The organism is Chromohalobacter israelensis DSM 3043, from assembly GCF_000055785.1.
Taxonomy (GTDB): domain Bacteria; phylum Pseudomonadota; class Gammaproteobacteria; order Pseudomonadales; family Halomonadaceae; genus Chromohalobacter; species Chromohalobacter israelensis.
The window spans coordinates 2,919,137-2,944,775 of the sequence record NC_007963.1 but is presented as its reverse complement, the minus strand read 5'-3'; the positions used below and the strand labels follow the sequence as shown (position 1 = coordinate 2,944,775).

The 25,639-nt window shown below is 64.8% G+C and carries 23 protein-coding genes; 11 read left to right on the top strand and 12 right to left on the bottom strand.

The genetic code is table 11. From position 1 onward, the window contains the following. The first annotated feature begins 26 nt into the window (after window positions 1-26). The 5 genes from rpoS to CSAL_RS17295 all read left to right on the top strand — a co-directional run bounded on the left by rpoS (window position 27) and on the right by CSAL_RS17295 (window position 5,193). Window positions 27-1,004: an RNA polymerase sigma factor RpoS gene (rpoS, locus tag CSAL_RS13320; protein WP_011507924.1), complete on the top strand. Its 978-nt coding sequence runs from the start codon at window positions 27-29 to the stop codon at window positions 1,002-1,004. Between the two features lie 236 nt (window positions 1,005-1,240). Next, a complete protein-coding gene (locus CSAL_RS13315; RefSeq protein ID WP_011507923.1) occupies window positions 1,241-2,710 on the top strand; it encodes a TolC family outer membrane protein in 1,470 nt (489 codons plus the stop codon). Window positions 2,711-2,865: 155 nt separating this feature from the next. Next, complete coding sequence (alr, locus tag CSAL_RS13310) at window positions 2,866-3,960, top strand: alanine racemase (RefSeq protein WP_011507922.1); 1,095 nt, start codon at window positions 2,866-2,868, stop codon at window positions 3,958-3,960. Between the two features lie 42 nt (window positions 3,961-4,002). After that, on the top strand, window positions 4,003-4,923 hold the full coding sequence (gene lpxL, locus CSAL_RS13305; protein WP_011507921.1) for an LpxL/LpxP family Kdo(2)-lipid IV(A) lauroyl/palmitoleoyl acyltransferase: 921 nt from the start codon (window positions 4,003-4,005) through the stop codon (window positions 4,921-4,923). A gap of 111 nt (window positions 4,924-5,034) precedes the next feature. Beyond that, entirely contained in the window at window positions 5,035-5,193 is a 159-nt protein-coding gene (locus CSAL_RS17295) for a DUF1328 family protein (protein ID WP_011507920.1), read from the top strand. 153 nt (window positions 5,194-5,346) lie between these two features. On the opposite strand, the gene ettA is transcribed toward CSAL_RS17295, so the two are convergent. From ettA to CSAL_RS13280, 4 genes are all read right to left on the bottom strand, one after another. Next, window positions 5,347-7,008, bottom strand: coding sequence for an energy-dependent translational throttle protein EttA (ettA, locus tag CSAL_RS13295; RefSeq protein WP_043558571.1), 1,662 nt, complete (start codon window positions 7,006-7,008; stop codon window positions 5,347-5,349). 171 nt (window positions 7,009-7,179) lie between these two features. After that, window positions 7,180-7,374, bottom strand: coding sequence for a PA3496 family putative envelope integrity protein (locus CSAL_RS13290; protein WP_043558568.1), 195 nt, complete (start codon window positions 7,372-7,374; stop codon window positions 7,180-7,182). Between the two features lie 110 nt (window positions 7,375-7,484). Beyond that, window positions 7,485-7,919, bottom strand: a complete 435-nt coding sequence (locus tag CSAL_RS13285) for a PAS sensor domain-containing protein (protein ID WP_011507917.1) — start codon at window positions 7,917-7,919, stop codon at window positions 7,485-7,487. 136 nt (window positions 7,920-8,055) lie between these two features. Next, window positions 8,056-9,372: an MFS transporter gene (locus CSAL_RS13280; protein ID WP_011507916.1), complete on the bottom strand. Its 1,317-nt coding sequence runs from the start codon at window positions 9,370-9,372 to the stop codon at window positions 8,056-8,058. 148 nt (window positions 9,373-9,520) lie between these two features. On the opposite strand from CSAL_RS13280, the gene CSAL_RS13275 reads away from it, so the two are divergent. Next, window positions 9,521-9,793, top strand: coding sequence for an Rdx family protein (locus CSAL_RS13275; protein WP_011507915.1), 273 nt, complete (start codon window positions 9,521-9,523; stop codon window positions 9,791-9,793). A 10-nt stretch (window positions 9,794-9,803) separates the two neighbouring features. Here the strand turns inward: CSAL_RS13275 and CSAL_RS13270 are convergent, their stop codons facing one another. Beyond that, the gene (locus tag CSAL_RS13270) at window positions 9,804-10,778 is read right to left on the bottom strand and encodes a zinc transporter ZntB (RefSeq protein ID WP_011507914.1); all 975 of its coding nucleotides are present in this window, start codon (window positions 10,776-10,778) and stop codon (window positions 9,804-9,806) included. A 190-nt stretch (window positions 10,779-10,968) separates the two neighbouring features. Next, on the bottom strand, window positions 10,969-11,553 hold the full coding sequence (locus tag CSAL_RS13265) for an arylesterase (protein WP_011507913.1): 585 nt from the start codon (window positions 11,551-11,553) through the stop codon (window positions 10,969-10,971). Between the two features lie 70 nt (window positions 11,554-11,623). Here CSAL_RS13265 and CSAL_RS13260 point away from each other — a divergent pair, with 70 nt between their 5' ends. The 5 genes from CSAL_RS13260 to dgoD all read left to right on the top strand — a co-directional run bounded on the left by CSAL_RS13260 (window position 11,624) and on the right by dgoD (window position 18,981). Then, on the top strand, window positions 11,624-12,343 hold the full coding sequence (locus tag CSAL_RS13260) for an ABC transporter ATP-binding protein (protein ID WP_011507912.1): 720 nt from the start codon (window positions 11,624-11,626) through the stop codon (window positions 12,341-12,343). Beyond that, window positions 12,340-14,868 carry an ABC transporter permease gene (locus CSAL_RS13255; RefSeq protein WP_011507911.1) on the top strand — a complete coding sequence of 843 codons (2,529 nt, stop codon included), beginning with the start codon at window positions 12,340-12,342 and terminating at the stop codon, window positions 14,866-14,868. Before CSAL_RS13260 ends, CSAL_RS13255 begins: the two co-directional genes overlap by 4 nt. A 449-nt stretch (window positions 14,869-15,317) precedes the next feature. Further along, entirely contained in the window at window positions 15,318-16,580 is a 1,263-nt protein-coding gene (gene glyA, locus CSAL_RS13250) for a serine hydroxymethyltransferase (RefSeq protein WP_011507910.1), read from the top strand. Window positions 16,581-17,050: 470 nt separating this feature from the next. Continuing rightward, complete coding sequence (locus CSAL_RS13245; RefSeq protein WP_011507909.1) at window positions 17,051-17,836, top strand: FadR/GntR family transcriptional regulator; 786 nt, start codon at window positions 17,051-17,053, stop codon at window positions 17,834-17,836. After that, window positions 17,833-18,981 (top strand): galactonate dehydratase, encoded by a 1,149-nt coding sequence (gene dgoD, locus CSAL_RS13240; protein WP_011507908.1) that lies wholly within the window; start codon window positions 17,833-17,835, stop codon window positions 18,979-18,981. Before CSAL_RS13245 ends, dgoD begins: the two co-directional genes overlap by 4 nt. Before the next feature lie 76 nt (window positions 18,982-19,057). Here the strand turns inward: dgoD and CSAL_RS13235 are convergent, their stop codons facing one another. Genes CSAL_RS13235 through CSAL_RS13210 form a run of 6 tightly spaced genes read right to left on the bottom strand, consistent with a single transcriptional unit; the run spans window position 19,058 to window position 25,304 of the window. Beyond that, window positions 19,058-20,188 (bottom strand): ABC transporter ATP-binding protein, encoded by a 1,131-nt coding sequence (locus CSAL_RS13235; RefSeq protein ID WP_011507907.1) that lies wholly within the window; start codon window positions 20,186-20,188, stop codon window positions 19,058-19,060. 46 nt (window positions 20,189-20,234) lie between these two features. Further along, a complete protein-coding gene (locus CSAL_RS13230) occupies window positions 20,235-20,999 on the bottom strand; it encodes an SDR family oxidoreductase (RefSeq protein ID WP_011507906.1) in 765 nt (254 codons plus the stop codon). 43 nt (window positions 21,000-21,042) lie between these two features. Next, window positions 21,043-21,873 (bottom strand): carbohydrate ABC transporter permease, encoded by an 831-nt coding sequence (locus CSAL_RS13225; RefSeq protein ID WP_011507905.1) that lies wholly within the window; start codon window positions 21,871-21,873, stop codon window positions 21,043-21,045. Next, the gene (locus tag CSAL_RS13220) at window positions 21,870-22,766 is read right to left on the bottom strand and encodes a carbohydrate ABC transporter permease (protein ID WP_050934541.1); all 897 of its coding nucleotides are present in this window, start codon (window positions 22,764-22,766) and stop codon (window positions 21,870-21,872) included. The genes CSAL_RS13225 and CSAL_RS13220 overlap by 4 nt, the downstream gene beginning before the upstream one ends. Before the next feature lie 3 nt (window positions 22,767-22,769). Then, the gene (locus CSAL_RS13215; protein ID WP_011507903.1) at window positions 22,770-24,203 is read right to left on the bottom strand and encodes an ABC transporter substrate-binding protein; all 1,434 of its coding nucleotides are present in this window, start codon (window positions 24,201-24,203) and stop codon (window positions 22,770-22,772) included. A 54-nt stretch (window positions 24,204-24,257) separates the two neighbouring features. Continuing rightward, a complete protein-coding gene (locus CSAL_RS13210) occupies window positions 24,258-25,304 on the bottom strand; it encodes an NAD(P)-dependent alcohol dehydrogenase (RefSeq protein WP_011507902.1) in 1,047 nt (348 codons plus the stop codon). Window positions 25,305-25,639: the final 335 nt, after the last annotated feature.

Here is a 25,639-nt window from a genome sequence, read left to right as displayed (position 1 = left end):
CGGCAGCACAGAGTGGGGTATCGGATATGAGCATGCTGGAACGGGATATTCAGGGTGTGGATCTCGACGACGTCGACAGCGAAATGGAAGTCGATGCCGACGAGATTGCCAACGACAAGGAAGAGGAGGCATTCGAGAAGGCGTTGCACCGCGACGACAACACCTATCATCAAAGCCTCGATGCGACCCAGATCTACCTCAACGAAATCGGCTTCTCGCCGCTACTGACCCCCGAAGAAGAAGTGCATTACGGTCGGCTGGCTCAAAAGGGCGATCCCGCCGGTCGACAGCGCATGATCGAGTCCAACCTGCGTCTGGTGGTCAAGATCGCGCGCCGCTACCTCAACCGTGGCCTGTCGCTGCTCGACCTGATCGAGGAGGGCAACCTCGGCCTGATTCGCGCCGTCGAGAAATTCGACCCCGAGCGCGGCTTTCGCTTCTCGACCTACGCGACCTGGTGGATTCGCCAGACCATCGAGCGGGCCCTGATGAATCAGACGCGTACCATCCGTCTGCCGATTCACGTGGTCAAGGAGCTCAACATCTACCTGCGCGCCGCCCGGGAATTGACGCAGCGGCTCGACCACGAGGCCACTGCCGAGGAAATCGCCGAGTTCCTCGACAAGCCGGTGGGCACGGTCAAGAAGATGCTGGGTCTCAACGAGCGAGTTTCCTCGGTCGACTACCCCATGGGCGGCGAAAGCGACAAGCCGCTGATCGATACCCTGGCGGACGAAAACGAGGCCGGCCCCGAATCCCTGCTGGTGGGCAACGACGTCAAGCAGCATGTCGACGACTGGCTGGCGGAGTTGACCGACAAGCAGATGGAGGTGGTGGTGCGCCGTTTCGGACTGCGTGGTCACGAGGCCGCCACGCTGGAGGAAGTCGGCGAGGAAATCGGCCTGACGCGTGAACGGGTGCGCCAGATTCAGGTTGAGGCACTCAAGAAACTGCGTCGGGTGCTCGAGAAGCAAGGATTGTCGCTGGACTCGATCTTCGAATGACGGCGACACGGGCGGGCCCCGGGGCCTGCCCGTGTCACGTGCATGACGTCGAGTCGCGATATTCTTGGTCCTTGCATATTCTCTTGATACATTGATCTGAGGCAATACATGCGGCATTGTATGTAACCCCGATGCCAACGTTGGCGGCCATACCGCCGGCAGCCGAGCCCGTATCAAGCCCGTTCGAGCAGGCTCGTCAGAGCTCGCTCGTCAGTCAAAGAAAGGAACCCAAGCCGATGTCCTCTCGAGAGCCGTCATCGCCGAAATCTCGGCTGCGTCTGTTACCGATGCTGATCGCCGCCGCCGCGGCCGCCCCGGTGCAGGCCGCCGACCTGTGGACCATCACGCAGGACGCCCTGCAGAACAACGCTACCCTGGGGGCGTCGCTGTCGACCTTTCAGAGCGTCGAGGCCGGACGTGACGTGGCGCGGGGCAGCCTGCTGCCGCAGATCGACGCGACCGCCCAGGTTGCACACAACAACAGCCTGGAAAGCCAGAGCAGTTCCCTCAGCCAAGGCACGGGCGGTACGACTTCGGGGGGCGAAAGCAGCTACAACTCGACGAGCGCGGGCCTCGAGTTGACCCAGGCGCTGTACGACGCCACGAGCTGGGCCGCGCTGGAGATCGCCAAGCGCGAGACGGACCAGCAAGCGCTGTTGCTGCAGGCCGATCGTCAGCAGTTGCTCTATGATGTCGCCTCGGCATATTTCGAGATCCTGCGCGCGCATGAAGTGCTGGAAGCGCGCATTTCGCAGGAAAAGGCTATTCAGCGTCAGCTCGATCAGGCTCAGGAACAGTTCGACGTCGGCCTGGTGGCGGTGACCGATGTCAACGAGGCGCAGGCCTCCTATGACCTGGCAAGGGCGCAGCGCATCTCGGCCGAGAACGACCTGCAGGTCAGCTTCGAAGCCCTGGAGCGCCTGACCGGGAAGCGCTACGACAGCATCGATGCCCTGTCGGACGATCTTCCCATCGAGTCCCCCGAGCCGGCAGGGCGTGACAACTGGATTCAGATGGCCATCGCCAACAATCCCAACGTCCAGGCAGCCCAGGCAGCGGTGAGCGTCTCGCGCGCCGAGGTCGACCAGGCGGAGGCGGGGCACAAGCCGACGCTCTCGGCGTTCGCCAACTACAACTACACGGACAGCGATCAGGATTACCTGGACGGGCATAACGAGGACACCCAGGTCGGCCTGCAGGCCACGCTGCCGATCTACAGCGGCGGCACGACCAGCGCACAGGTGCGTCAGCAGACCTACTCGCTGGAGGCCACGCAATACGATTTCGAGGCCCAGCGCCGGGATACCACCCAGCAGGTGCGCTCGTTGTTCACCCAGGTCATGAACGACGTCGAAAGCGTCGACGCCCAGCGTCAGGCGATCGTCTCCAACCGTAGCGCGCTGGAAGCGACCCGTTCCGGTTACGAGGTCGGTACGCGCAATATCGTCGACGTGCTCGATGCCGAGCAAAGCCTGTACCAGGCCATCGCCGACTATGCCGATGCGCGTTACACCTATGTCACCGACATGGTCGAGTTGCGCCAGCAGGCGGGCGTGCTGGATACCAACGTCATTCGAGAACTCAACCAGTGGCTGGTCGAGAGCCAGAACGTCACGTTGCGTTTGCCGGAAGATGGCGGGATGGGCGCCATGCAGGACATCGGCGAACGCCCCTCGATGGCGCCGGCCCCCTCGACCTCACCCTGATGTTCTCCGGAGCCGACGTCGTCACGCTGGGGCGTCGGCTCTCAGCACCTGCGCGATGCGAGGCAGTGCGCCGTGACGGAGGATGACGCGCACCGCGCGGCAAGAGCGGGTAGAATGAGGCGCTCGATTTCGCCGCGTGAGAAGGATTCCCCGTCATGTCCCGGCCACTGATTGCCGATATCGATCTCGACGCCCTGCGTCGCAATTATTGCCTGGCCCGTGACCAGGCCCCGCACAGCCGTGCCATAGCAGTGGTGAAAGCCGATGCCTACGGTCACGGCGCGGTGGCCTGCGCCGATGCCTTGCGCGATCTGGCTCCGGCGTTCGCGGTAGCCTGTCTCGAGGAAGCACTGACGCTGCGCGAGGCCGGAATCACGCAGCCGATCGTGTTGCTGGAAGGTTTCTTCGACGCCGCCGAGCTGTCTCTCATCGACGCTCATCGTCTGTGGACCGCCGTGCACAGCGATTGGCAGATCGATGCACTGCTGGCGTATCGCCCCCGACAGCCGATTCCGACCTGGCTGAAGCTGGACTCGGGCATGCATCGCCTGGGCTTCGCCCCCGAGGCGTTCGAGGCGCGCTGGCAACGTCTGGCGGCGGCCACCGAGCACGTCACCGACCTGCACCTGATGACTCATTTCGCCACTGCCGACGCCCTGGACGCTGCGTATTTCCGCCGACAGATGGCGTGTATCGCGTCGCTTCGTCAACGGCTCGAGGCGCCCGTCTGCCTTGCCAATTCCCCTGCGACGCTCGCCTGGCCGGAGGCTCACGGCGATTGGAACCGTCCCGGTGTGATGCTGTACGGCAGCGACCCACTGGAGGGTGCCAATGATGCCAGCCGCGCGCTCGAGCCGGTCATGACACTGCGCTCCGAGATCATTGCAGTGCGGGAGCTGGCGGAGGGCGAGGCGGTCGGTTACGGCGGCCGCTGGCGAGCCTCGCGTCCGTCGCGCATCGGGGTGGTGGCCGGTGGCTACGGGGACGGCTACGACCGCCACGCGCGCGATGGCACGCCGGTGCTGGTCGAGGGGCAGCGGGTTCCGCTCGCTGGCAAGGTCTCCATGGACATGCTCACGGTCGACCTCACGGAGCTCCCCGAGGCCGGTATCGGCAGCCCCGTGGTGCTCTGGGGCGAGGGCCTGCCCATCGACGAGGTGGCGCGCCATTGCGATACCATCAGCTACACCCTGATGACCGGCGTACTGCCCCGTGTGCCGCGCCGCTACCGCAACGCCGAGACGGGGTGAAATCCGCTACAATGAGCGGCGTTTCGACGATCCGAGAGAACCATGGCCAAGCACGCATTTCCCGAGAGTTTCGCCCATCCACGCTATTGGCCCACCTGGCTGGCCATCGGTGCCATGCGTCTTGGCGCCTGGCTGCCATGGCGGGTGAAGATGGCGCTGGGCCATGTCATCGGCCTGGCGGCCTGGCGCTTTGCGCGTAGTCGGCGGCGTATCACCGAGACCAATCTGGCACTGTGCTTTCCCGAGCTCGCCGAGCGCGAGCGCGCCAGACTGGTGCGCGAGACCTTCATCGCCAATGGCAAGGGCATTCTCGAAACGGCAACCGGCTGGTGCCGGGATCCGGAGCACCTGCGCCACCGCGTGATCTTCAAGGGCGAAGAGCACATGATGCAGGCCCTGGCACAGGGCAAGGGGGCGTTGATCATCGGGGTGCACTTCTCGACGCTGGACCTCGGCGGGGCACTGCACTCGCTGTTCTTCCCCGCCGACGTCGTCTACCGCGCGCACGACAACCCCCTGTTCGAGCGTTTCATGACACGCGCCCGGGGGCGTATCTTCGGGCGCGCCATCGATCGCCACGATCTGCGGGATGTCGTGCGTCGCATCAAGGCCGGGCATGCCGTCTGGTATTCGCCGGACCAGGATTTCGGGCGCGATGCCAGCGTGTTCGCGCCGTTCTTCGGCGTACAGGCGGCGACCCTCAAGTTGACCGCCAAGATCGCACGCATGACGGGCGCGCCCGTCATGCCGCTGATCTTTCACCGCAACCCCGGTGATGCAAGCTATACCCTGGAGTATCTGCCGGCGCTGGAGAACTTCCCCTCCGGTGACGATGTCGCCGATGCCACGCGCATCAATGGTCTCATCGAAGACGCCATTCGGCGCCATCCCGAGCAGTACCTGTGGCTGCACCGGCGTTTCAAGACACGTCCGCGGGGCGAGCCGTCGCTCTATTCCAGGTGACAGCGTGCCGCCTATTGCTTGACGTTCGGACCATTACCGACGACGCTTGAGGCGTCTCTCATGGACACTGAGAGACCCCCCAACTCGTGGTTAACCAGACAGGACGTCATTATGCTCAACTACGCGATCATTTTTCTGATCATCGCCATCATCGCAGGTGTGCTGGGTTTCGGTGGCATTGCCGGCGCAGCCGCGACCATCGCCAAGGTACTGTTCTTCGTCTTCTTGATTCTGTTCATCGTTTCGCTGGTGCGCAGCCGAGGACGCTAGCCGCCGGGACAGACACAGCACTTGCTGTCATGCGCCGGGCCCCGTGGCCCGGCGTTTTCGATGGTGCGAATCCGGCTTGACCGATGCGACGAGGCCCCGCCGGTCCATGACCGGCGGGGCCTCGTCGTTGCCTGACAGCCGTGTGTGCGAGGATCAGGCGTCGATACGCTTGTACTTCATGCGTGTCGGGGTATCGCTACCCACGCGCTGGCGATGGTCCTGCTCGTACTCGCTGTAGTTGCCCTCGAAGAATTCCACGTGGGATTCCCCCTCGTAGGCGAGGATGTGAGTCGCGATACGGTCGAGGAACCAGCGGTCGTGGGAAATGACCAGTGCGCAGCCGGGGAAGGCGAGCAGTGCTTCTTCCAGGGCACGCAGCGTCTCGATGTCGAGATCGTTGGAAGGCTCGTCGAGCAGCAGCACGTTCGCGCCCTGCTTGAGGGTCTGCGCCAGTTGCAGGCGGCCGCGTTCGCCCCCCGAGAGTTCCGAGAGTCGCTTCTGCTGGTCGTTGCCCTTGAAGTTGAAGCGGCCCACATAGGCGCGCGACGAGACTTCGTAGCCATTGATGTTGATCATGTCCTGACCGTCGGACACGGCTTCCCAGACGGTCTGCTTGTCGTCCAGGTGATCGCGGAGCTGTTCCACGTAGGCGATGTCCACGGTGTCGCCGATGACGACCTCGCCGCTGTCGGGCTGTTCCTTGCCGGCGATCAACTTGAACAGGGTGGACTTGCCCGCGCCGTTGCCGCCGACGATCCCCACGATGGCGCCCTTGGGTAGCTGGAACGACAGATTCTCGAACAGCAGCTTGTCATCGAAGCGCTTGGCCACGTCGTGGAATTCGATGACCTTGTCGCCGAGCCGCGGGCCGGGCGGAATGTAGATCTCGTTGGTTTCGTTGCGCTTCTGGAAGTCGCCCGACTGCATTTCCTCGAAGCGGTTCAGACGCGCCTTGCTCTTGGCCTGACGGCCCTTGGCGTTGCTGCGAACCCATTCGAGTTCCTGCTTGATGGCCTTCTGGCGGGAGACTTCCTGCTTGGCTTCCTGCTCCAGGCGCTTCTCCTTCGATTCCAGCCATTGGGAGTAGTTGCCTTCGAAGGGAATGCCCTGGCCGCGGTCCAGCTCGAGGATCCAGCCGGCCACGTTGTCGAGGAAGTAGCGATCGTGGGTGATGGCCACCACGGTACCGCTGTAATCGTGCAGGAAGCGCTCGAGCCAGGCCACCGACTCGGCGTCGAGGTGGTTGGTCGGTTCGTCGAGCAGCAGCATGTCGGGGCTCGATAGCAGCAGGCGACACAGCGCCACGCGGCGACGTTCGCCCCCGGACAGGTTGCCGACCCTGGCGTCCCACGGCGGCAGACGCAGCGCTTCGGCGGCGACTTCCAGCTTGCGCTCGATGTTGTGCGCGTCGGCGGCTTCGATCAGGTTCTCGAGACGGGCCTGTTCGGCGGCCAGAGCGTCGAAGTCGGCATCCGGCTCGGCGTAGGCGACATAGACCGCCTCGAGCTGTTCCTGTGCCGCCTTGACTTCGCTCAAGGCTTCTTCGACCGTCTCGCGGACGCTCTTGTCGTCGTCGAGTTCGGGTTCCTGCGGCAGGTAGCCGATATTGATGCCCGGCATGGGCCGCGCTTCGCCGTTGTATTCCGTGTCTACACCGGCCATGATCCGCAGCAGCGTGGACTTGCCCGCGCCGTTGAGGCCGAGCACGCCGATCTTCGCGCCAGGGAAGAAGGAGAGCGAGATGTCCTTGAGGATTTCACGCTTGGGCGGGACGATCTTGCCCACCCGATTCATGGTATAGACGTATTGCGCCATGGAATTCCGGTTTGGTTGGGAAATGGATTGGACGTCATGATGATAGAGGGGGCGCGGCCTAAAGGCTAGGCACATGACGAAAACGACACGAGATCCCCCGCTAGGCAGACAGTGAGGGATGACACCGTGCCGGTCGGCACGCCCGGGTACGACCCCATCGGGGGGATGCGCTTATTCTTCCTCGTCGTCGAAAGGGCTGTCCCAGTCGTCCTCGATGGCGCGCCGCAGGCGCCGCTCTTCGAGCAGGGCCTCGACACGGCGGCGTGCCTTCAAGGTGTCGGTGCGGCTGTGACGCACACGCGGGTAGGATGCGTCATTGACGGCGTCGAAAAGGTCCAGCTCGTCGGCGAAGTCTTCACGGCTCATGATGGAGCCCTCCCGTGAAACGGCATCCCAGTGATGCCCGGAGGCTATATAGCGTTTCCCCGTCGTGAGTACAAGTCTCGACACGCAAAACCGGCCGCCTCGTGCGGGAGTCAGGGCGCGTCGCGCTCCCCCCGTAGCCGCTCCAGCTCGTGCATGGCCTCGACCAGCTCGGTCACGTCTTTCTGTACGCCGACGAAGTAGGTCAACTGATCCTCGTCATCGTAGACAGGCGTGATGGAAAGTTCGTTCCAGAACATCGAGCCGTCCTTGCGGTAGTTGCGCAGCACCTCCCGGCAGGGCTCGCCCTGGCGAATCGACCGGCGGATCTCGTCCAGTTGCGGCTGGTCGCGATCGTCGCCCTGCAGGAAACGGCAGTCACGGTAAAGGATCTCGTCGACGCTGTAGCCGGTGAGTCTTTCGAAGCCCTGATTGGCGTAGATCAGGATGGTTTCGTCGCCTTCCTGTTCGGCCACCACGATGCCATCGTCCGAGGCGTTGACAATACGTTCCAGCAGCGCCGGGCTAATCATGGGAGGTCGTTTCATCGTCTCTCGCGTTCCTTTACCTGTCATTGTCGGCTGCCATGGCGGTACATCGCCGGGGCAGCGTATCACCAGGGCAGCACCGTGGCGGATTTGCCTTCATCATGGCCATGGCGGCCCGGGATTTCAACGCGCGGCGTCATTGTTCGACCTCGGGCAGGCGCTGGCTGGAGGCCGCCGCGCCCAGGGCGCACAGCGCGAGCACCAGCAGCAGGCCGCCACTGCCGAGGAAGTGCGCGACGCCGCCGAGCAGGCCGCCCGCCACCAGCATGAGCAGGCCGGTGAAGGTGTTGGAGAGCGCCACGTACAAGGCACGCTTGTCGCTGCCGGCCATGTCGACCACATACGTCTTGCGGCCCAGGCGCACACCGGCATGTGCGATGACCAGCACGGCATAGACCAGCGCATAGGGCCATATGCTTTGGGTCCAGCTCCCCGGTAGCCAGGAGAACGATGCCGCCACCAGACAGCAGAGTGTGGCGAGCACGGCGCTGTCGCGCATGACCTTGCGGCTGGAACGATCGGCGAGCTTGCCCCAGAGGGGGCTGGCGAGCATGCCGGCCAGGCCCGAGACGAGAATCATGATCCCCAGGCCGCCGAGGTTGGCGCCACTCTGTTCCTGTCCCAGCAGGGCGATGTAAGGCAGCGCCAGGGCGCTGGACAGCAGCAGGGCACGGGCCAGATTGAAATGCAGGAAATGCCGGTCGTGGCGCAGCAGGCGCATGCCCTCGGCGAGGCTGCCCCAGATGCTCTGGCCACCCTGGGTGGCCCCCGGTTCCTCCTTGATGCGGGCGGCACACAGGGCGTTGATTGCCCAGCCGAGGGTGGCGATCAGCAGCAGAATCGCCAGTGCCAGTTGCCCCGGGCGATCGCCGAACAGCATCAACACCGCGCCGATGGCGAGCGTGACCGCGCCCGCCGCGCTGCCGCTCCATCCCATGAGCGTACCGCGCCGCTGCTTGGAGATGGTCTTGCCCAGCACGTCCTTGGTGGCGATGGATGACAGGCCGCGCCCCAGGGACAGCACCACCAGCGCCGCGAGCACCAGGGCACCGCCCCAGGCACCTTGACCGAAAAGCGCCATGACCGCCATCACCAGGGCGGCGAGGGCCTGGATGACACCCCCGGTGACCCACACACCCTTGCGGATCGACTTGAGGCGAATGTAGCCCGCCACGAACACCTGCGGGAGCAGGGCCCCGGCCTCGCGTATCGGCACGAGCAGGCCCACCATCCAGATCGGCGCTCCCAGCGCGCCCATCAGCCAGGGCAGCACCAGGCGGGCGCTGGAAAGTTCATCGGCGAGCTTGTTGCCGAGCGACGCCAGCAGGTGGCGAAAAAAGTTGCCGGGCTGTTCGTGACAGGCGGCGTCGGGAATGTCCTTGCAGAGCCGGCTGTCCTCGTCGCCGGTCAGGCGTTCGTAGAGTCGGGTCAGGGATGAGGCGCGATCATCCATGCAATGTCCTTACTGTATGGTGGCGGTTCGATCGTGGCGAAATCGTGTCGTGACGGTATTCCGTACGCTTGTTCGGGACGCCGAGCCATCGCATCATGGCCCGTTCATGCCAGCGACGACTCGATCGCGAAAACCAAGCGAGGCCGCCATGTCCCGAATCCGCATTCATTATTGCACGCAATGTCACTGGTTGTTACGGGCCGGATGGTATGCCCAGGAATTGCTGCAGACCTTCGGCGAAGATCTGGAGCAGGTCGCGCTGGCCCCCAGTCACGGCGGGCATTTCGAGATCGTCTACGAGGACGATGACGTCATCTGGGAGCGCAAGCGCGATGGCGGCTTTCCCGACATCAAGTGGCTCAAGCAGCAAGTGCGCGACCGGCTCGATCCGGCCCGCGACCTGGGGCATACCGATCGATGATCGCTTCGGGCTACCACCAGTGCTTGCGCTTGAGCAGCCACATCACGCCGAAGCCCATCAGCAGGGTGATCGTGATGAAGACCGAGAAACCGTAGGGGCTGTCGGCGCCCGGAATGCCGCCCACGTTGATGCCCAGCAACCCGGTCAGAAAGCTCAAGGGCAGGAAGACGGTGGTGATGATGGCCAGCATGTACATGCGCTGATTGAGCTGCTCGTTATGCTCGCTCCAGATCTGCTCCTGGAGAATCAGCGCCCGCTCCTGCATGGCGTGAAAGTCCTCGACGTAGCGGGATAGCTGGTTGGCATTCTCGCGCAGCGACACCTGAGTGGCCTCGTCCAGCCACAGGGGCCCCTGGGCGAGTTGGGTGAGGCAGTCGCGTTGCGGCCCCATGAAACGACGCAGCGTGATCAGCGGGCGGCGCAAGCGGGTGAGATCGTCGGCGTCGACATCGCTTTGCGTCAACTGGCGTTCCTCCAGCTCGCCGAGGCTGTTGTCCAGCTGGTGCGAGTAGTCGCCGACCTGGTCGACCAGCGCTTCCACCAGCCAGGCGAGCAGGTCGGGGACCGAGAGTGCGCCTTCCCCCTTGTCCAGACGCTCGCGGACCTCGCTGGCCGCTCTCAGCGGCCGGCGCCGCAGCGTGATCATGCGCTTGGGCGTCATCCACAGGCGCAGCGAGATCATGTCGTCCATGGCGGCGCCCGGGTTGTGGTTGACGCCGCGCAAGGTGGTGACGATCCCGCGCCCGAACTTGGCCACGCGCGGACGCGTGTCCTCCTCGAGCAGTGCCTCGACCACTGCCTCGTCGAGACCGGCGAGGTCGTTGAGATAGGTCATGACATCGTCATGACGAAAGTCGAGATGCATCCATAGTGGCGCCTCGTCGTGCTGCCATGCGGCATGCAGCTCGCGCACGCTCAGCAGTTCGCCGCCACCCTTGCCATCCAGACGGTACGCGGCGACCAGTGCCGTCTCCATGTCACCCATCGACGTCTCCTTTCTGCTGTCGGCGCTGCTTGCCAGTCAGGCGTTGCTGGAATAGTCATCGCTGATATGCGAAAAATCAACCGCGGGAGCGCAGGCATCGCCTTCGTGTCAGGAAAGCATTAGCCTGGCTGGACGCCCGATCGGCATGCGAGGCAAGACACGCGCATGGAGCGGGGAATCCCCGCCCGGGTCATTCGTTCCGGTCGGTGTCCCGCGACAGCATGGGACCCAGCTTCTCCCAGACATTGTCGAGGATGGTGGGCTGGGCAGCGGCGTTGGGGTGAATGCCGTCCTCTTGCATCATGTCGTCCTGCAAGGCGACGCCGTCGAGGATGAAGGGCACCAGCGGCACCGCGTATTCTTCGCTGAGTTGACGAAAGACGCCGCGGAAGGCATCGGTATAGGCGGCGCCATAGTTGGGGGGAATCTCGATGCCGAGCAGAAGCACACGGGCGTCGGCGGCTTGGCTTTTTTCGATCATCGTGCGCAAATTGAGCTTCATTTGCTGCGGCGATAGTCCGCGCAGGCCGTCGTTGCCGCCCAGCTCGAGGAGGACGATGTCGGGAGAATGGCGCTCGAGCAGATCGGGCAGGCGTGCCGCGCCGCCCGAGGTGGTGTCGCCGCTGATGCTGGCATTGACCACTTCATGCGCATCGCCCACGCGCTCGCGCAACAGCGCGACCCAGCCGGCCTCGCGTTCGATGCCGTGAGCCGCGCTGAGGCTGTCGCCGACGATCAGCAACGTATCGGCATGGACATTCGCGACGGGCCCCATGGCGAGCCCCAGCACGATGCCGGCCAGACCACGTCTACACCAGCGTGCCCAGGAAAAGGAACTCTCACGCATGTCCGACGACTCCTTGAGTGAAGCGAAAACTCCCATTTTACACGCAAGACATGTCTCGCAGCGCGTACGTAGTGGTGAGCGTGTACTGACAATTCTCGACGACCTGGCGCTGGACGTCCATGGCGGCGAGAGCGTGGCCATCCTGGGCAGCTCCGGATCGGGGAAATCGACCCTGCTGGGCTTGCTGGCCGGGCTGGATACCCCGAGCGAGGGCGATATCCGGTTGTTCGGCGAGTCGCTGACAGCGCTGGACGAGGACGGACGGGCGCGCTTGCGCGCTGGCCGGGTCGGTTTCGTGTTTCAGAACTTCCAGTTGCTGCCCACGCTGACGGCACTGGAAAACGTGCTGCTGCCTCAGGAGTTGTCGCCGGGCCCCGACGACGAGCAGCGGGCACGCACCTGGCTGTCCCGGGTGGGGCTCGGCGAGCGCCTGTCGCATCTCCCCAAGCAGCTCTCCGGCGGCGAGCAACAGCGCGTCGCGGTGGCGCGTGCCTTCGTCAGCCATCCCGAACTGGTCTTCGCCGACGAGCCCACCGGAAACCTCGACCGGGAGACGGGCGCGCACATCATCGAGCTGTTGTTCGAGCTCAATCGCGAAATGGGCACGACCCTGGTTCTGGTCACCCATGACCATGCCCTGGCGCGCCGTTGTCGGCATTGCCTGCGCCTCGTCGAGGGGCGCCTGCATGCGATGCACCCGGACGAGGTCGCGTCATGAAGGCGGTATCCCTGTCGCTCAAGGGCTTGCGTCGCGACCTGCGCGCCGCCGACGTGCGGGCCTTGTTCGTGGCGCTGGCGCTGGCGGTGGCAGCCTCGACCATGATCGGCTTCTTTCTGGACCGGCTCGATCGCGGCCTGACCCGTCAGGCCGGGCAATTGATGGGCGGCGACCTGGTGCTCGAGCAGGACGAGCCCTTCTCGACGGCGCTACGCGAGTCGCTGCGCGAGGCGGGCCTGACGCTGTCGCAGCAGGTCGATCTGGTCTCCATGGTCAGCCACGCGGAGGCATTTCAACTGGCGAGCCTCAAGGTGGTCGATGACGCCTATCCCCTTTATGGGCAGGTGCGTGTCGACCGTGGCGAGGGGATCGAGGCGCTGGCCCACGGGCCTGCGCCCGGTGGCGTTTGGGTGGCGCCCCGTCTGGCCCGACTGCTGGATATCGGCATCGGCGATACGGTACGCATCGGGCAGGCCACTCTCGCGGTGAGCGGCCTGATCGATCGCGAGCCGGATCAGAGCGCGGGGTTCTCGGCCTTCAGTCCGCGCGTGATGATGCATCGCGACGATCTGGCGGGGACCGACCTCGTGCAGCCGGGCTCGCGACTCGAATACGAGTTGCTGGCCAAGGGCGCGCCGAGTGCCGTGGCGAGCGTGCAGGGGCGGCTGGATACGCTGCGCGACAATGGGGTCGAGGTACGCGATGTGCGTGAGGATCGTCCCCGGCTCGGCGGCGCGCTGGACCGTGCGCAACGCTACCTGAGCCTGGCCGGCCTGGCGGCGGTACTGCTGGCCGGCGTGGCGGTCGCCATGGCCACTCGACGCTATGTCGATCGGCATCTGGATACCGCGGCGCTTTTGCGTTGCTTTGGCGCCTCGCAACGGCAGCTGTCGACCTTGTTCGCCCTGCAGCTCATGTGGCTGGCCGTGGCGGCCTCGGCGGTAGGGGCATTGCTGGGGTTGGTGGGACAGGCCGGGCTGCTGGCCATTCTCACGCGTTTTCTGCCCCTCGAACTGCCGCCACCGGGCCCTCTGCCCTTGCTGATGGGCGTGTTCACGGCACTGGCGATTCTCGTGGGATTCGCCGGGCCGATGCTGTTGCGGCTCAAGCGCGTGAGCGCGCTGAAGGTGCTGCGTCGAGAGCTCGACCCCGTGCCGGCGTCGGGGTGGGTGGTGATCGGTGTCGCCAGCCTGGTATTCGGGGGCCTGCTCTGGCTTTACTCGGGTGACTTCATGCTGTCGCTGGGGTTGCTGGTCGGAGGCGAGCTGGCCCTGGCGCTTCTCTGGGGACTGGGCCATGCCCTGCTTTCGGCGTTGCTGTGGCTGGTGGGGGGCGCCGCGGGCGGCGGTCGTCACGGGGTCCGCCATGCCTGGCGTCTGGGGGCGCGGCAACTGGCCCGCCGCCGTCACGCGAGCCTGGGGCAGTTGCTCGCCTTCTCGGTCACCTTCGCCGCCATGGCGATCATCGCCCTGGTGCGCGGCGATCTGCTCACCGCCTGGGAGGCTCAGCTTCCCGAGGACACGCCCAACTATTTCGCCATCAACATCCAGCCCGGCGAGCGCGACGGCTTTCGTGCGATCGTGGACGAGGCCAGCGACACGCGCAGCGACCTGTACCCCATCGTGCGCGGCCGGCTCGTGGCCATCGACGGCGAGTCCGCCGATGCCGCCGTGCCGGTGGACGAACAGGGAGCCAATGTGCTCAGCCGCGAGCTCAACCTGACCTGGCGCGAGACGTTGCCGGAAGGCAATCGCCTGGTGGCGGGGGAGTGGTTCGATCCCGCGTCCGCTGCCAGCGACGCGGGGCCGGTACCGATTTCCATGGAGGAGGGGCTGGCCGAGCGGCTCGGCGTCTCGCTGGGAACGGTGCTGAGTTTCGATATCGGCGGCGAGCGCATCGAGGGGCGTGTCACCAGTCTGCGTGCCCTCGATTGGGAAAGCTTTCGTCCCAACTTCTTCGTCATCTTCCCGCCGGGCAGGCTGGAGACGTTCAGCCACAGTTTCATCACGGCGTTCCATCTGCCGGATGAGCGGCAAGCCACCGTCGGCGAACTGGTATCTCGCTTCCCCGGGGTGTCGTTGCTCAACGTGGAGGCCATCCTCGAGCAGGTGCGGGAGTTGCTGGGCCAGGTGACTCGAGCCGTCGAACTGGTGCTGGTGTTCGTTCTGCTGGCCGGGATCAGCGTGTTGTATGCCGCCTTGACCGCCAGCCGCCCGATGCGCGCGCACGAAAGTGCCTTGTTGCGGGTGTTCGGTGCCGGCGATCGGCTGATCTCGCGCATCCAGGGGGCCGAGTTCGCATTGCTGGGCATCGCCAGCGGAGTGCTGGGGGCGCTGTTGGCCGAGGCCGCGGCGCTGGGCGTGTACCTGCTGTGGTTCGACCTGCCGCCGCGCTTGCACTGGCCGCTGTGGGTCGTGCTGCCCGTGGGCGGAGGCGTGTCGATCGGCGTCATCGGCCACTTGCTGACGCGGCGGGTACGTCGTCAGGCGCCCATGGAAAGCCTTCGGCTGCTGGGGGAGACCTAGGTCGGACACGCAGCGTCGGCGAGGCCATGCCGCGAAAGCGCCCCTGGCGTCGATTAGAGCCTTTGGAGCTTCGCGACGATGCGACCACGAAAGAAGCCCCGCGGCGGTCATGTCGATCGCGTGGCGGGGCAGGACCAAACGTGCAGGGCATTGTCGATAAGCGGGCGTCCATGCCCCGTGCATTCCTTCATCCGCCGACGCATTGTCGGCGAGCACGGCCACTGTAGTCCGCGAAGACGAAACGCAGAAGATGAATTCCTTCATCGCCGCGTGGGGTTTTGACCATCGTGCGCGTTCTTGAGCGATCCTAAAGCGACCATGAGAAATCATGCAGCGACGGATGACTGCCTTTCATATGAAAGGCGTCGTGCGCTGCGCTATCATGGCGCCTCGTTGACCCCGTGCGGCGCCCGCCGCGCTGACCTTCCGTGATTCGAGGACTCTTGCCGATGTTCACCCGTGACATGCAGATTGCCGGTTTCGATGATGCCCTGTGGGACGCCATGCAGCAGGAAGTGGGCCGTCAGGAAGCGCACATCGAGCTGATCGCTTCCGAGAACTATGCCAGCCCGCGTGTCATGCAGGCCCAGGGGACCCAGCTCACCAACAAGTACGCGGAAGGGTATCCCGGCAAGCGTTACTACGGTGGTTGCGAGCATGTCGACGTCGTCGAGGACCTGGCGATTCAATATGCCAAGGAACTGTTCGGCGCGACCTACGCCAACGTGCAGCCGCATTCCGGCTCCCAGGCCAACGGCGCGGTGTTCCAGGCGCTGGTCAAGCCCGGTGATACCGTGCTGGGCATGAGCCTCGACGCAGGCGGTCACCTGACCCACGGCGCCAAGCCCAACTTCTCCGGGAAGCATTACAACGCCGTGCAGTACGGTCTCGACGAAAACGGCCTGATCGATTACGACGAGGTCGCCCGTCTGGCGCGCGAACACCAGCCGAAGATGATCATCGCGGGCTTCTCGGCCTATTCCCAGGTCATCGACTGGGCGCGCTTCCGCGAGATCGCCGATGACGTGGGCGCGTTCCTGCTGGTCGACATGGCGCATATCGCCGGTCTGGTGGCGGCAGGTGTCTACCCGAGCCCGCTGCCGCATGCCCACGTGGTCACCACCACCACGCACAAGACCCTGCGCGGTCCGCGCGGTGGCCTGATTCTCTCCGCCGAGAACAACGCCGAGATCGAGAAGAAGTTCCAGTCCGCCGTGTTCCCCGGTAGCCAGGGCGGTCCGCTGATGCACGTCATCGCCGCCAAGGCGATCTGCTTCAAGGAAGCGATGGAGCCCGACTTCAAGGCCTACCAGCAGCAGGTGATCGACAATGCCAAGGCCATGGCCGGTGTGTTCATCGAGCGCGGCTATGACGTCGTCTCCGGCGGCACCGAAGACCACCTCTTCCTGCTGTCGCTGGTCAAGCAGGGCCTGACCGGCAAGGATGCGGACGCCGCCCTGGGTCGCGCCCACATCACCGTCAACAAGAACGCCGTGCCCAACGACCCGCAGAGCCCGTTCGTGACCTCCGGGCTGCGTATCGGCACGCCTGCCGTGACCACACGCGGCTTCGGCGAGAGTGAATGCGCTGACCTCGCCGGCTGGATCTGCGACATCCTCGACGCCATGCAGCAGGGCGATGCCAGCCAGGCCGAAGCCGACGTCAAGGCCAAGGTCGAGGCCGTCTGCGCGCGCTTGCCGGTGTATCGCTAGGCACTGTCTGAAAAATCGGCGAGCGAAGGTCAGACAAGGCAAAAATCAGCGAAAACGGACCGGGCTGGCGCACCAGTTTACGGGTTGTAAATGAGCATATTGAGCTGATTTTTAACGCAGTATGACCGAGCGCAGACAGTTTTCAGGCAATGCCTAGGCCTGACATCGCTTTTCCGGCGCAGCCTTGCGCATCGATCGGTGAAAACGTAGCGTCTGTCGTATCCCCCCGTTGTCCATCGTGACGGCGGGGGGATTTTCGTCTGTGCTGGCTGGGCGCGCGCAGGATGATGCTATGGCGCTGTCATGCGGTACCTGATCGGGAGGCGCCGTGCTCGGCGGCGGAGCTGCGCGGCGTCTAGTGCGCGGCCAGAGCGCTATCCACCAATGTCTAAAGGCATGATGGACACGAATGCTGGATTCTATGTCGGACATAAAGGTAAATTTGTCCAACAAGGCAGGCGGAGCCGTACATGTGTCCATCATCTCTTTCCGCGTCGACGGCGCGCCCGGATATCGCCGAGTCGTTGGCCGAGGCGATCTTCAGCGGTCGCTATGCTCCCGGCGACTTGATACCCCGCGAACTGGATCTTTGCGAGACCTTCGGCGTCAGTCGCTCGACGGTACGTAGCGTCTTGCAGAACCTGGTCTCGGCGGGCTTGCTGGTGCGCATTTCCGGACAGGGCACGCGGGTGCGGGAGTTGACTCAATGGCACATGCTCGACCCGCGTGTCACCGAATGGATGGCGCGCTACGCCGAGCCCAACCCGCGTTTTCAGCGTGAAATATACGCCTTCCGTGTGGCGGTCGAGCCGTTCGTGGCGTTTCTGGCGGCCAGCGCGGCGACGGCCACCGACCTGCTGGCCATCGAACAGGCCTACGACGGCATGGCCCGCAGCCTGGAGACGCCCGATCACTGCTGGGAAGGGCGCTCGCACGACGACTACGACGTGGCGTTCCATGAAGCCATCTTCGCGGCCACCCACAACGTGGTGTGGACGCAGCTCAGCCATGTGCTGAGGCCCACGATCACGGTGCTGGTCCAGCGCACCAACCAGAGTGCCGACGAACTCGCCGACAGCATGGAGCGTCATCGCCAGGTGATGGAGGCGATTCGTCTGCGTCAACCCGAGCGGGCGCGCGCCTGTGCCCTGGCGGTGCTCGAACGCACGGGCCAGGATCTGGGCATCGACACGGATCCGGCCTCGATGCCGGCGTTGGATCCGGTTTTTTCTCATTGGCAAGGAGACCCCTCGTGAAGATTACCCAGCTCAAGACCTGGCAGGTGCCGCCGCGCTGGCTGTTCCTCAAGATCGAGACCGATGAGGGATGCTACGGCTGGGGCGAGCCGGTCGTGGAAGGCCGTGCGGCGACCGTCGAGGCGGCAGTGCACGAACTGGCTGACTATCTTGTCGGCCAGGACCCGCACCGCATCGAGCATCTGTGGAATACCCTGTACCGTGCCGGGTTCTATCGCGGCGGGCCGATCCTGATGAGCGCCATCGCGGGGATCGACCAGGCCCTGTGGGACCTCAAGGGGCGCGACCTGGGCGTACCGGTGCATCAACTGCTGGGCGGCAAGGTGCGCGACAAGATGCGCATGTACGCCTGGACCGGCGGCGATCGGCCCAGCGATGTGGGTTCGGGTGCCAAGGCACTGGTCGATCAGGGCTTCACGGCGTTCAAGATGAACGGGACGCCGGAAATGCAGATCGTCGACTCGCATCGCAAGGTAGACGAAGCGGTGGCGCGTGTCGCCGAGGCTCGTGAAGCGGTTGGCCCGGACGTGGGCATCGCCATCGATTTCCATGGCCGCGTGCACCGGCCGATGGCCAAGGCCCTGCTGCGCGAGCTCGAGCCCTATCACCCGATGTTCGTCGAAGAGCCGGTCTTGCCCGAGCATCTGCCGAGTCTCAAGCACATCGCCACCGGTCTGGGCTATCCCATCGCCACCGGCGAGCGCCTGCACACGCGCTTTCAGTTCCGTGACCTGCTGGCCGAGGGCATGGTCGATATCATTCAGCCGGACCTCTCGCACTGCGGGGGGATCAGCGAGGGCATGAAGATCGCCACGCTGGCTTCGTGCTTCGACGTCGCGCTGGCTCCGCATTGTCCGCTGGGACCGCTGACGCTGGCCGCGTCGCTGCACGTAGATGCGGTGAACCACAACGCCTTCATCCAGGAGCAGAGCATGGGAATCCACTACAACCGTGACAACGACGTACTGGATTACCTGGTCGACAAGTCGGCGTTGACCATCAAGGATGGCTTCTGCGCGATTCCCGAGGGCCCCGGGCTCGGGGTGGAGATCGACGAAGCCTTCGTCGAGGAACGTGCCAAGGTCGGCCACCGCTGGCGCAACCCGGTGTGGACGCATGACGACGGCTCCATCGCCGAGTGGTAAGGCGGCAGGACGCGCGTGATGCTGCCGCTATGTCCTGGTGAGATATCAGTGAGCAATCGATGCTTCGCGCCTGCCATCAGGCAAACGAGGCGCGATTTTCCTTGCGGTCGATATCGGCCAGCGGGTGGCGCGTCAGGTGCGCCAGGGCCAGGCCATCGGCAGTGAAAAGGTGCGCGCAGGCCGGGGCGAAGGTGAAGCGCACCTCGTCGTGCACGCGATGCGCGACGTTGCCGTCGGCGACCAGGATCCACTCGCTGTCGCCGTGCTCGAGATACAGTGAGGTGACGCCGCCGAGACGTTCGATGACTTGGATCCGGCCCGTCAGCGGTCCCGCCTCGTCGAGCACCAGGTGCTCGGGACGGATGCCCAGCGTCAGCGTGTCGCCGGCGCTGACGCCGTCGCCCGCGACCGGCACCCGGCAGTCGCCGCCGGGCAGCGCCACGTCGACCCCCTCGGCGTCGGCGCCGCGCACCTCGACCTCCAGGAAGTTCATCTTCGGCGAGCCGATGAAGCCGGCCACGAAGCGGTTGCGCGGGTGGTGGTAGAGCTCCATCGGCGAGCCGATCTGCTCGACCACGCCGTCCTGCAGCACGACGATCTTGTCGGCCATGGTCATGGCCTCGATCTGGTCGTGGGTGACGTAGATCATCGTCGCGTCGAGCTCCTCGTGGAGCCGCGCCAGTTCGATGCGCATCTGCACGCGCAGCGCCGCGTCCAGGTTCGACAGCGGTTCGTCGAACAGGAAGATGCTGGGGTTGCGCACGATCGCCCGCCCGATCGCCACGCGCTGACGCTGGCCGCCGGACAGTGCGCGGGGCTTGCGGTCGAGCAGGGGCTCGAGCTGCAGGATGCGCGCGGCGGCGAGGACCTTCTCGCGGCGCTCGGCCTTGGGCACCTTGGCCAGGCGCAGGCTGAAGCCCATGTTGTCCTCGACGGTCATGTGCGGGTAGAGCGCGTAGCTCTGGAAGACCATCGCCAGGCCGCGGTCGGCGGGCCCAACCTCGTTGACGCGCTGGCCGTCGATGGCGATCTCGCCGCTGGTGGTGCTCTCGAGCCCGGCGATCATCCGCATCAGGGTCGACTTGCCGCAGCCCGAGGGGCCGACGAAGACCACGAATTCGCGGTCCTTGACCTCGAGGTCGACGCCCTTGATGACCTGGGTGCCGCCGAAGTCCTTGACGATGTTGTCGAGTTGTAGCGTTGCCATGGCGGTTTCCTGGTGTTGAGGATCGGTGGGGGGACTCGCGTGGCGGTTACCAGAGGGTATAGCCGCCATCCACGACGACGATGGAGCCGGTCATGAAGCTCGAGGCGTTGCTGGCCATGTAGACGATGGTGGGACCGAGCTCCTCGGGGGTGGCGGCGCGCTGCATGGGCGCGTCGTCGATCCAGCGCGGCTTGAACTTGGGATCGTCGACCGGCGCCATCGCGGTCTTGACGTAACCGGGGGCCAGTGCGTTGACGCGGATGCCGTACGGTGCCCATTCGGCGGCCAGCGACTTGGTCAGCTGGTGCACGGCGGCCTTGGAGGCGTTGTAGGCGGGCTGCATCTGTGGGCGGTTGACGATCATCGCCGAGATCGAGCCGATGTTGATGATCACGCCGCCGCGCGACTGCATCCGCCGGCCGGCGGCCTGGGCGCAGTACCACAGCCCGTGGACGTTGATGTCGAAGATCTCGCGCCAGCGTTCGGGCGTGACGTCCAGCGCGGGGGCATGGTGGCAGGCGCCGGCGTTGTTGAGGAAGACATCGACCGGGCCGAGGCTGGCTTCGACCTCGTCGAGCAGGGCGTCCGCCGCCTCGGGCTGGGTAATGTCGACCTCCACCGCCATGGCGCGGTGCCCGGCGTCCTCCAGGGCCTTGACCACTTCCAGGCTGCGCTCATGCCCACGGGCGGCGATGGCAACCGCCGCGCCGGCCTCGGCCAGCGCATGGGCGAACGCCTCCCCGAGCCCGCCGTTGCCGCCGGTGACGACGGCGACCTTGCCGCTCAGGTCGAACTGCGACATCACGTTCATGGTTGTCTCCCTGTCCGTTGTAGAAGCGTTGTCGTGGGATCGGTCATTTCACAGCGCCCAGGGTCAGCCCCTGGACCAGCCAGCGCTTGACCAGCAGCCCGGCGATCGCCATCGGGCAGACCACGATGGTGCCGATCGCCAGCAGCTTGCCCCAGTCGATGCCGGTCTGGGTCAGCAACTGTGCCGCGGCGATGGGAATCGTCTGGGTGCTGGGGCCGGAGAACGTCTGGGCGAAGGCGTAGTCGTTCCAGGCGAAGATGAAACACAGGATGGCGGTCGTCACCAGTCCCGGCGTCATCAACGGCAGCACCACGTGGCGGAACGCCTGGAACTTGGTGGCACCGTCGATCATCGCCGCCTCTTCCAGGTCGGGCGGCAGGTCGTCGAAGAATGCGGTCATCAGCCAGATGGCGAAGGGCAGGTTGAAGCTCAGGTAGGCGACGATCAGGCCGGCGTGGGTATCCAGCAGATAGAGGTAGCGGAACAGCAGGTACAGCGGCACGATCACCGCCGCGATCGGCGCCATGCGGGTGCTGATGATCCAGAACGCCAGATGCTGCTTGCCCTTGATACGGATCCGCGACAGCCCGAAGCCGGCCATGCAGCCGAGCACCACGGCGATCAGCGTCGAGGTCCCGGCGATGAACAGGCTGTTGAGCAGGTAGGGCCAGAGGCTGTTGCCACTGCTGAACAGCGAGACGTAGTGCTCCAGGGTCGGTGTGAAGAAGACCTGGGGGATATCGGCGGTGATGATGGTGTTCGGCTTGAAGGAAGACAGCACCATCCAGACGATCGGTATCAGCGTCCACAGCAGCAGTAGCGTCAGCAGGGCGATCTTGAACGTAAGGGGAAGCCAGCGCTTGGAGGCGGTCATGAGGCTTTCTCCTGGCGTTTGAGCAGTTTCGTGAACGCCGTGGCGACCATGATCGAGAACACCAGCATGGTGATGCCCACGGCAGCGGCATAGCCCAGGTCGAAGAACCGGAAGGCGATGTCGTAGAGCCGAATGGGGATGATCTTGGTGGAGTCCGCGGGCCCGCCGTTGGTGGTGATGAAGATGATCGCGAAGAAACGGATCGCATCCATGGCACGGATCAGCAGCGCCACCAGCAGGATGTTGGAGATCGACGGCAGGATGATGTAGAGCAGCTTCTGGCCGTATCGGGCGCCATCCATCTCGGCCGCCTCGAGCACGTCCTCCGGCACCGAGGTGAGCCCCGCCAGGACGATCAGCGCGACCAGCGGCGTCCATTCCCAGACGTCCATGAGGATGACCGCGACCATCGCGGAGCCGACGCTGCCCAGGATGTTGCCGTCGAACAGGCCGCTTTCATTGAGCATCCAGGCATACAGGCCGTGGCTGGGGTCGAGCATGAAGCGCCCGAGCAGCCCGACGATCACCGGGGCGATGAACATCGGGATCAACAGCAGCGAGATGATGATGTTGCTGCCCCGGGTCAGGCTGTAGACCAGCAGCGCCATCACCGTGCCGATGACCATCTCCAGGCCCACCGTGGCCAGGAAGTAGACCAGGCTGATCAGCCAGCTGGAACGGATGTCCGGGTCCGTGAACACCCGCTGCCAGTTGTCGAGGCCCGAGAACTCGAAGGCCAGCCCGCCCATCAGGCTGACGTCGTTGAAACTCATCCAGATGATCGAGAAGAACGGAACCAGCGTGATCAGGGCGAGCAGGAAAAGGGCTGGCGACATCATCGCCAGCTCGAATCCCTGTCGTCGCGCCGAGGGTTTTCCGGTCAGCAGCGCCATGCGTCATGCCCCCACGATGCGGTCGATGCGCTGCTTGGCGCTCTGCATGGTTTCCTCGGGAGACATCTGGCCCGCGAGCATCTTGGAGAGCTCGGTGAAGATCACCGTGTCGACCTCGTTCCACTGGGCGATCTTGGGCCGCAGGCCGATGTAGTCATCCTGCCAGGCGGTCAGCATGGTATCCGCCGTGAGCATGTTGGGCATGTCGGTGGGCGGGGTGCTGGCGGCCTTGACCTCCGGCATGTCGTAGACCGACTGGCGCGTGGGTGTGCCACCGCCGACCGTGCTCTTCAGGCCCATCAACTGGGTCTGCGGCGAGGTCGCCCAGACCAGGAACAGCCAGGCCGCCTTCTGTTTTTCGGCCGAGGCGTTGGCATTGATGCCGATGCCCGTACCGCCCCACAGGTTGGAGCTGCGCGCCGGCCCCTTGGGCAGCGGGGCGTAGCCGATCTTGCCCTGGAGGTCGGAACTTTCCAGAGAGCCGGCGAACTCGTGCCACTCGGGCATCATCGCGAACTCGCCGTTCTGGAAGGCGTTGGCGACGCCGGTCCAGTCCCAGCTGGTGCTGCCGGGGTGAGCGACCTTGAGCAGCTTCTGATAGAAGCGCGCGGCTTCCAGCGCGGCGTCGCTGGTCAACTGACAGGCGCCGGGGGCGTCGGTGCCGAGCAGGCCGACCTGCTGACCGTTGGCAAAGTAGTCGCCGCCATAGGCGAACAGCACGTTGGAGAAGTCGCACATCAGCGAGTCGTACTGCTGGGCCTGATGGCCGGTGCCGTACTTGACCTCGCTGGCGTTGCCGTTACTGAACCACTCGGCAATCTGGTAGTACTGCTCCCAGGTGGTGCTGTCCGAGGGCATCGGATCGAAGCCGAGATCCTGCCGCATCTGGTCGCGGTATTTCTCGAACAGGTCGCGGCGATAGATCCAGATCATCGTCGGGCAGTCGTAGGGCAGGGTATAGAGGCTTTCCCGGTCCTCGAAACGGCCGGCGGCGGCCAGCTGCGAGGGAATGAAGTCCTCGATGCCCTTGGGCACGACCGGCTGCTGGTCGTCGTTGATGAACCGATTGAGGTCCACCAGGCCGCGATGGTAGGGCGCGAGCACCTGGTAGGGGTCGGCGTAGATCACGTCGAAGGAGCTGCGTCCGGCGCCGAAGTCCAGCGCGACCTTCTGGACCAGCGCGCCCAGCTGCATCTCGGTGATGTTGACGGTGATGCCGGTGAGCTCCTGGAACGACGCCAGGTTGGCGGCGATCGCCGTGGTCGGCGGGGTGTTCTCGGAGATGAACTGGATGGTGGTGCCACTGGCCTGTTTCCAGGCCTCGTCGCTGGCCATGCCCTGGGCCAGGGCCGTACGCAGCGATCCCGCCCCCATCAACGACAGGCCGGCGAGTCCCCCTATTCCTTTCAGTATGTCGCGACGCTTGAACTGGGTCATTGTTGTTCACCTCTTGGTAGGTTCAGGTCCAGTGTGCTTTCTGGGCTGGCGAGGTCAGGCGTCAAGCGTGATCTGCAGCTTGACGTCATGGGGTCGTGCGCTCGCGGCACGCTCGAACGCAGTGATGCTCTCGTCGAAGTCGAAGGTCTCGCTGATCAGCGGCTTGAGATCGACCTTGCCCGCAGCGATCAGATCGATCGCCCGATCGTAGACGTTGGCGTAGCGGAAGACGGTCTCGATGCGTAACTCCTTGGCCTGTGCCGAGACGATGTCGAAAGTGACCGGCTCGACGGGCATGCCCACCAGCACGATCGCGCCGGCGGGACGCGTGCAGGCCAGCACATCGTCGTAGACCCGGGGGCTGCCGCTGGCCTCGAACACCACGTCGGCGCCCCAGTCCTCGCCGCAGCGCCGGTCGACGGCTGCCCGCAGGGATTCCCGCGAGACATTGACCGGGGTGATGCCGGCGTAGCGCCCGGCGATCGCCAGCTTCTCCTCGACCAGATCGGAGACCAGCACTTCGCTGGCCCCTCCCGCCAGGGCTGCCAGGGCGACCATCAGACCGATCGGTCCGGCGCCGGTGACGACGCAGACATCGCCCGGCTGCATGCGCGCCTTGACCACCGCCTGCATGCCGATGGCGAACGGCTCGATCATCGCCCCCTCGGCGAAGGAGACCGAATCGGGCAGGGCGAAGGTGAAGGCTGCCGGGTGGATGACTTCGGGGGTCAGGCAGCCGTGCACCGGTGGGGTGGCCCAGAAGCGCACGCCGGGATCGACGTTGTAGACGCCCAACTTGGCGGCGCGCGAGGTGGGGTCGGGAATCCCGGGTTCCATGCACACCCGCTCGCCTACCTTGAGGTGGCTGACATGGCTGCCGACTTCGGTGATCACGCCGGACGCTTCATGGCCGAGCACCATGGGCTCTCGCACCACGAAGGGACCGATCCGGCCATGGGTATAGTAGTGCACGTCGCTGCCGCATATGCCCACGGTGTGTATGCGGATGCGCACGTCGTCCGGCCCTAGCTGATCCGGCAGATCAATGTCACGTAATGACAGCTCGCGTTGCTTTTCCAGCACCAGGGCTTTGGCTTTCATGGCGCGTGCCTCGAGTCGTGTTGAAAATGGGCGAGGGGGCTTCGAAGCGATGGGCCCGACTCGCCAGGGGCTTGGCAATGAAGCTACGCGTCACGCTGGAAAAGCGGCTAGGCTATAATTTTCGAGGGAATGATACTTTTTTGCAGGCCTTTTTCTGCGAATATATAAATATTTGTTCCCACAGTGTTTTTAGATTCGACCTGACATTTGTCTGGGTGGCTGACGAAGAGAGGTTGTGACCAAAGTATAAATCGAGACGGGAACAAGAAAGGCCGACGAACCGCTTTATTTGAAGACAATGAAGCGTCTGGAGTGGAAGGCGTTTGCTGACGCCT

What these genes read in the sequence shown, in the direction of transcription:
- rpoS (WP_011507924.1), top strand. Translation starts at nt 27, where the DNA reads ATGAGCATGCTGGAACGGGATATTCAGGGTGTGGATCTCGACGACGTC.
- CSAL_RS13315 (WP_011507923.1), top strand. Translation starts at nt 1,241, where the DNA reads ATGTCCTCTCGAGAGCCGTCATCGCCGAAATCTCGGCTGCGTCTGTTA.
- alr (WP_011507922.1), top strand. Translation starts at nt 2,866, where the DNA reads ATGTCCCGGCCACTGATTGCCGATATCGATCTCGACGCCCTGCGTCGC.
- lpxL (WP_011507921.1), top strand. Translation starts at nt 4,003, where the DNA reads ATGGCCAAGCACGCATTTCCCGAGAGTTTCGCCCATCCACGCTATTGG.
- CSAL_RS17295 (WP_011507920.1), top strand. Translation starts at nt 5,035, where the DNA reads ATGCTCAACTACGCGATCATTTTTCTGATCATCGCCATCATCGCAGGT.
- ettA (WP_043558571.1), bottom strand. Translation starts at nt 7,008, where the DNA reads ATGGCGCAATACGTCTATACCATGAATCGGGTGGGCAAGATCGTCCCG.
- CSAL_RS13290 (WP_043558568.1), bottom strand. Translation starts at nt 7,374, where the DNA reads ATGAGCCGTGAAGACTTCGCCGACGAGCTGGACCTTTTCGACGCCGTC.
- CSAL_RS13285 (WP_011507917.1), bottom strand. Translation starts at nt 7,919, where the DNA reads ATGAAACGACCTCCCATGATTAGCCCGGCGCTGCTGGAACGTATTGTC.
- CSAL_RS13280 (WP_011507916.1), bottom strand. Translation starts at nt 9,372, where the DNA reads ATGGATGATCGCGCCTCATCCCTGACCCGACTCTACGAACGCCTGACC.
- CSAL_RS13275 (WP_011507915.1), top strand. Translation starts at nt 9,521, where the DNA reads ATGTCCCGAATCCGCATTCATTATTGCACGCAATGTCACTGGTTGTTA.
- CSAL_RS13270 (WP_011507914.1), bottom strand. Translation starts at nt 10,778, where the DNA reads ATGGGTGACATGGAGACGGCACTGGTCGCCGCGTACCGTCTGGATGGC.
- CSAL_RS13265 (WP_011507913.1), bottom strand. Translation starts at nt 11,553, where the DNA reads ATGGGGCCCGTCGCGAATGTCCATGCCGATACGTTGCTGATCGTCGGC.
- CSAL_RS13260 (WP_011507912.1), top strand. Translation starts at nt 11,624, where the DNA reads ATGTCCGACGACTCCTTGAGTGAAGCGAAAACTCCCATTTTACACGCA.
- CSAL_RS13255 (WP_011507911.1), top strand. Translation starts at nt 12,340, where the DNA reads ATGAAGGCGGTATCCCTGTCGCTCAAGGGCTTGCGTCGCGACCTGCGC.
- glyA (WP_011507910.1), top strand. Translation starts at nt 15,318, where the DNA reads ATGTTCACCCGTGACATGCAGATTGCCGGTTTCGATGATGCCCTGTGG.
- CSAL_RS13245 (WP_011507909.1), top strand. Translation starts at nt 17,051, where the DNA reads ATGTGTCCATCATCTCTTTCCGCGTCGACGGCGCGCCCGGATATCGCC.
- CSAL_RS13235 (WP_011507907.1), bottom strand. Translation starts at nt 20,188, where the DNA reads ATGGCAACGCTACAACTCGACAACATCGTCAAGGACTTCGGCGGCACC.
- CSAL_RS13230 (WP_011507906.1), bottom strand. Translation starts at nt 20,999, where the DNA reads ATGAACGTGATGTCGCAGTTCGACCTGAGCGGCAAGGTCGCCGTCGTC.
- CSAL_RS13225 (WP_011507905.1), bottom strand. Translation starts at nt 21,873, where the DNA reads ATGACCGCCTCCAAGCGCTGGCTTCCCCTTACGTTCAAGATCGCCCTG.
- CSAL_RS13220 (WP_050934541.1), bottom strand. Translation starts at nt 22,766, where the DNA reads ATGGCGCTGCTGACCGGAAAACCCTCGGCGCGACGACAGGGATTCGAG.
- CSAL_RS13215 (WP_011507903.1), bottom strand. Translation starts at nt 24,203, where the DNA reads ATGACCCAGTTCAAGCGTCGCGACATACTGAAAGGAATAGGGGGACTC.
- CSAL_RS13210 (WP_011507902.1), bottom strand. Translation starts at nt 25,304, where the DNA reads ATGAAAGCCAAAGCCCTGGTGCTGGAAAAGCAACGCGAGCTGTCATTA.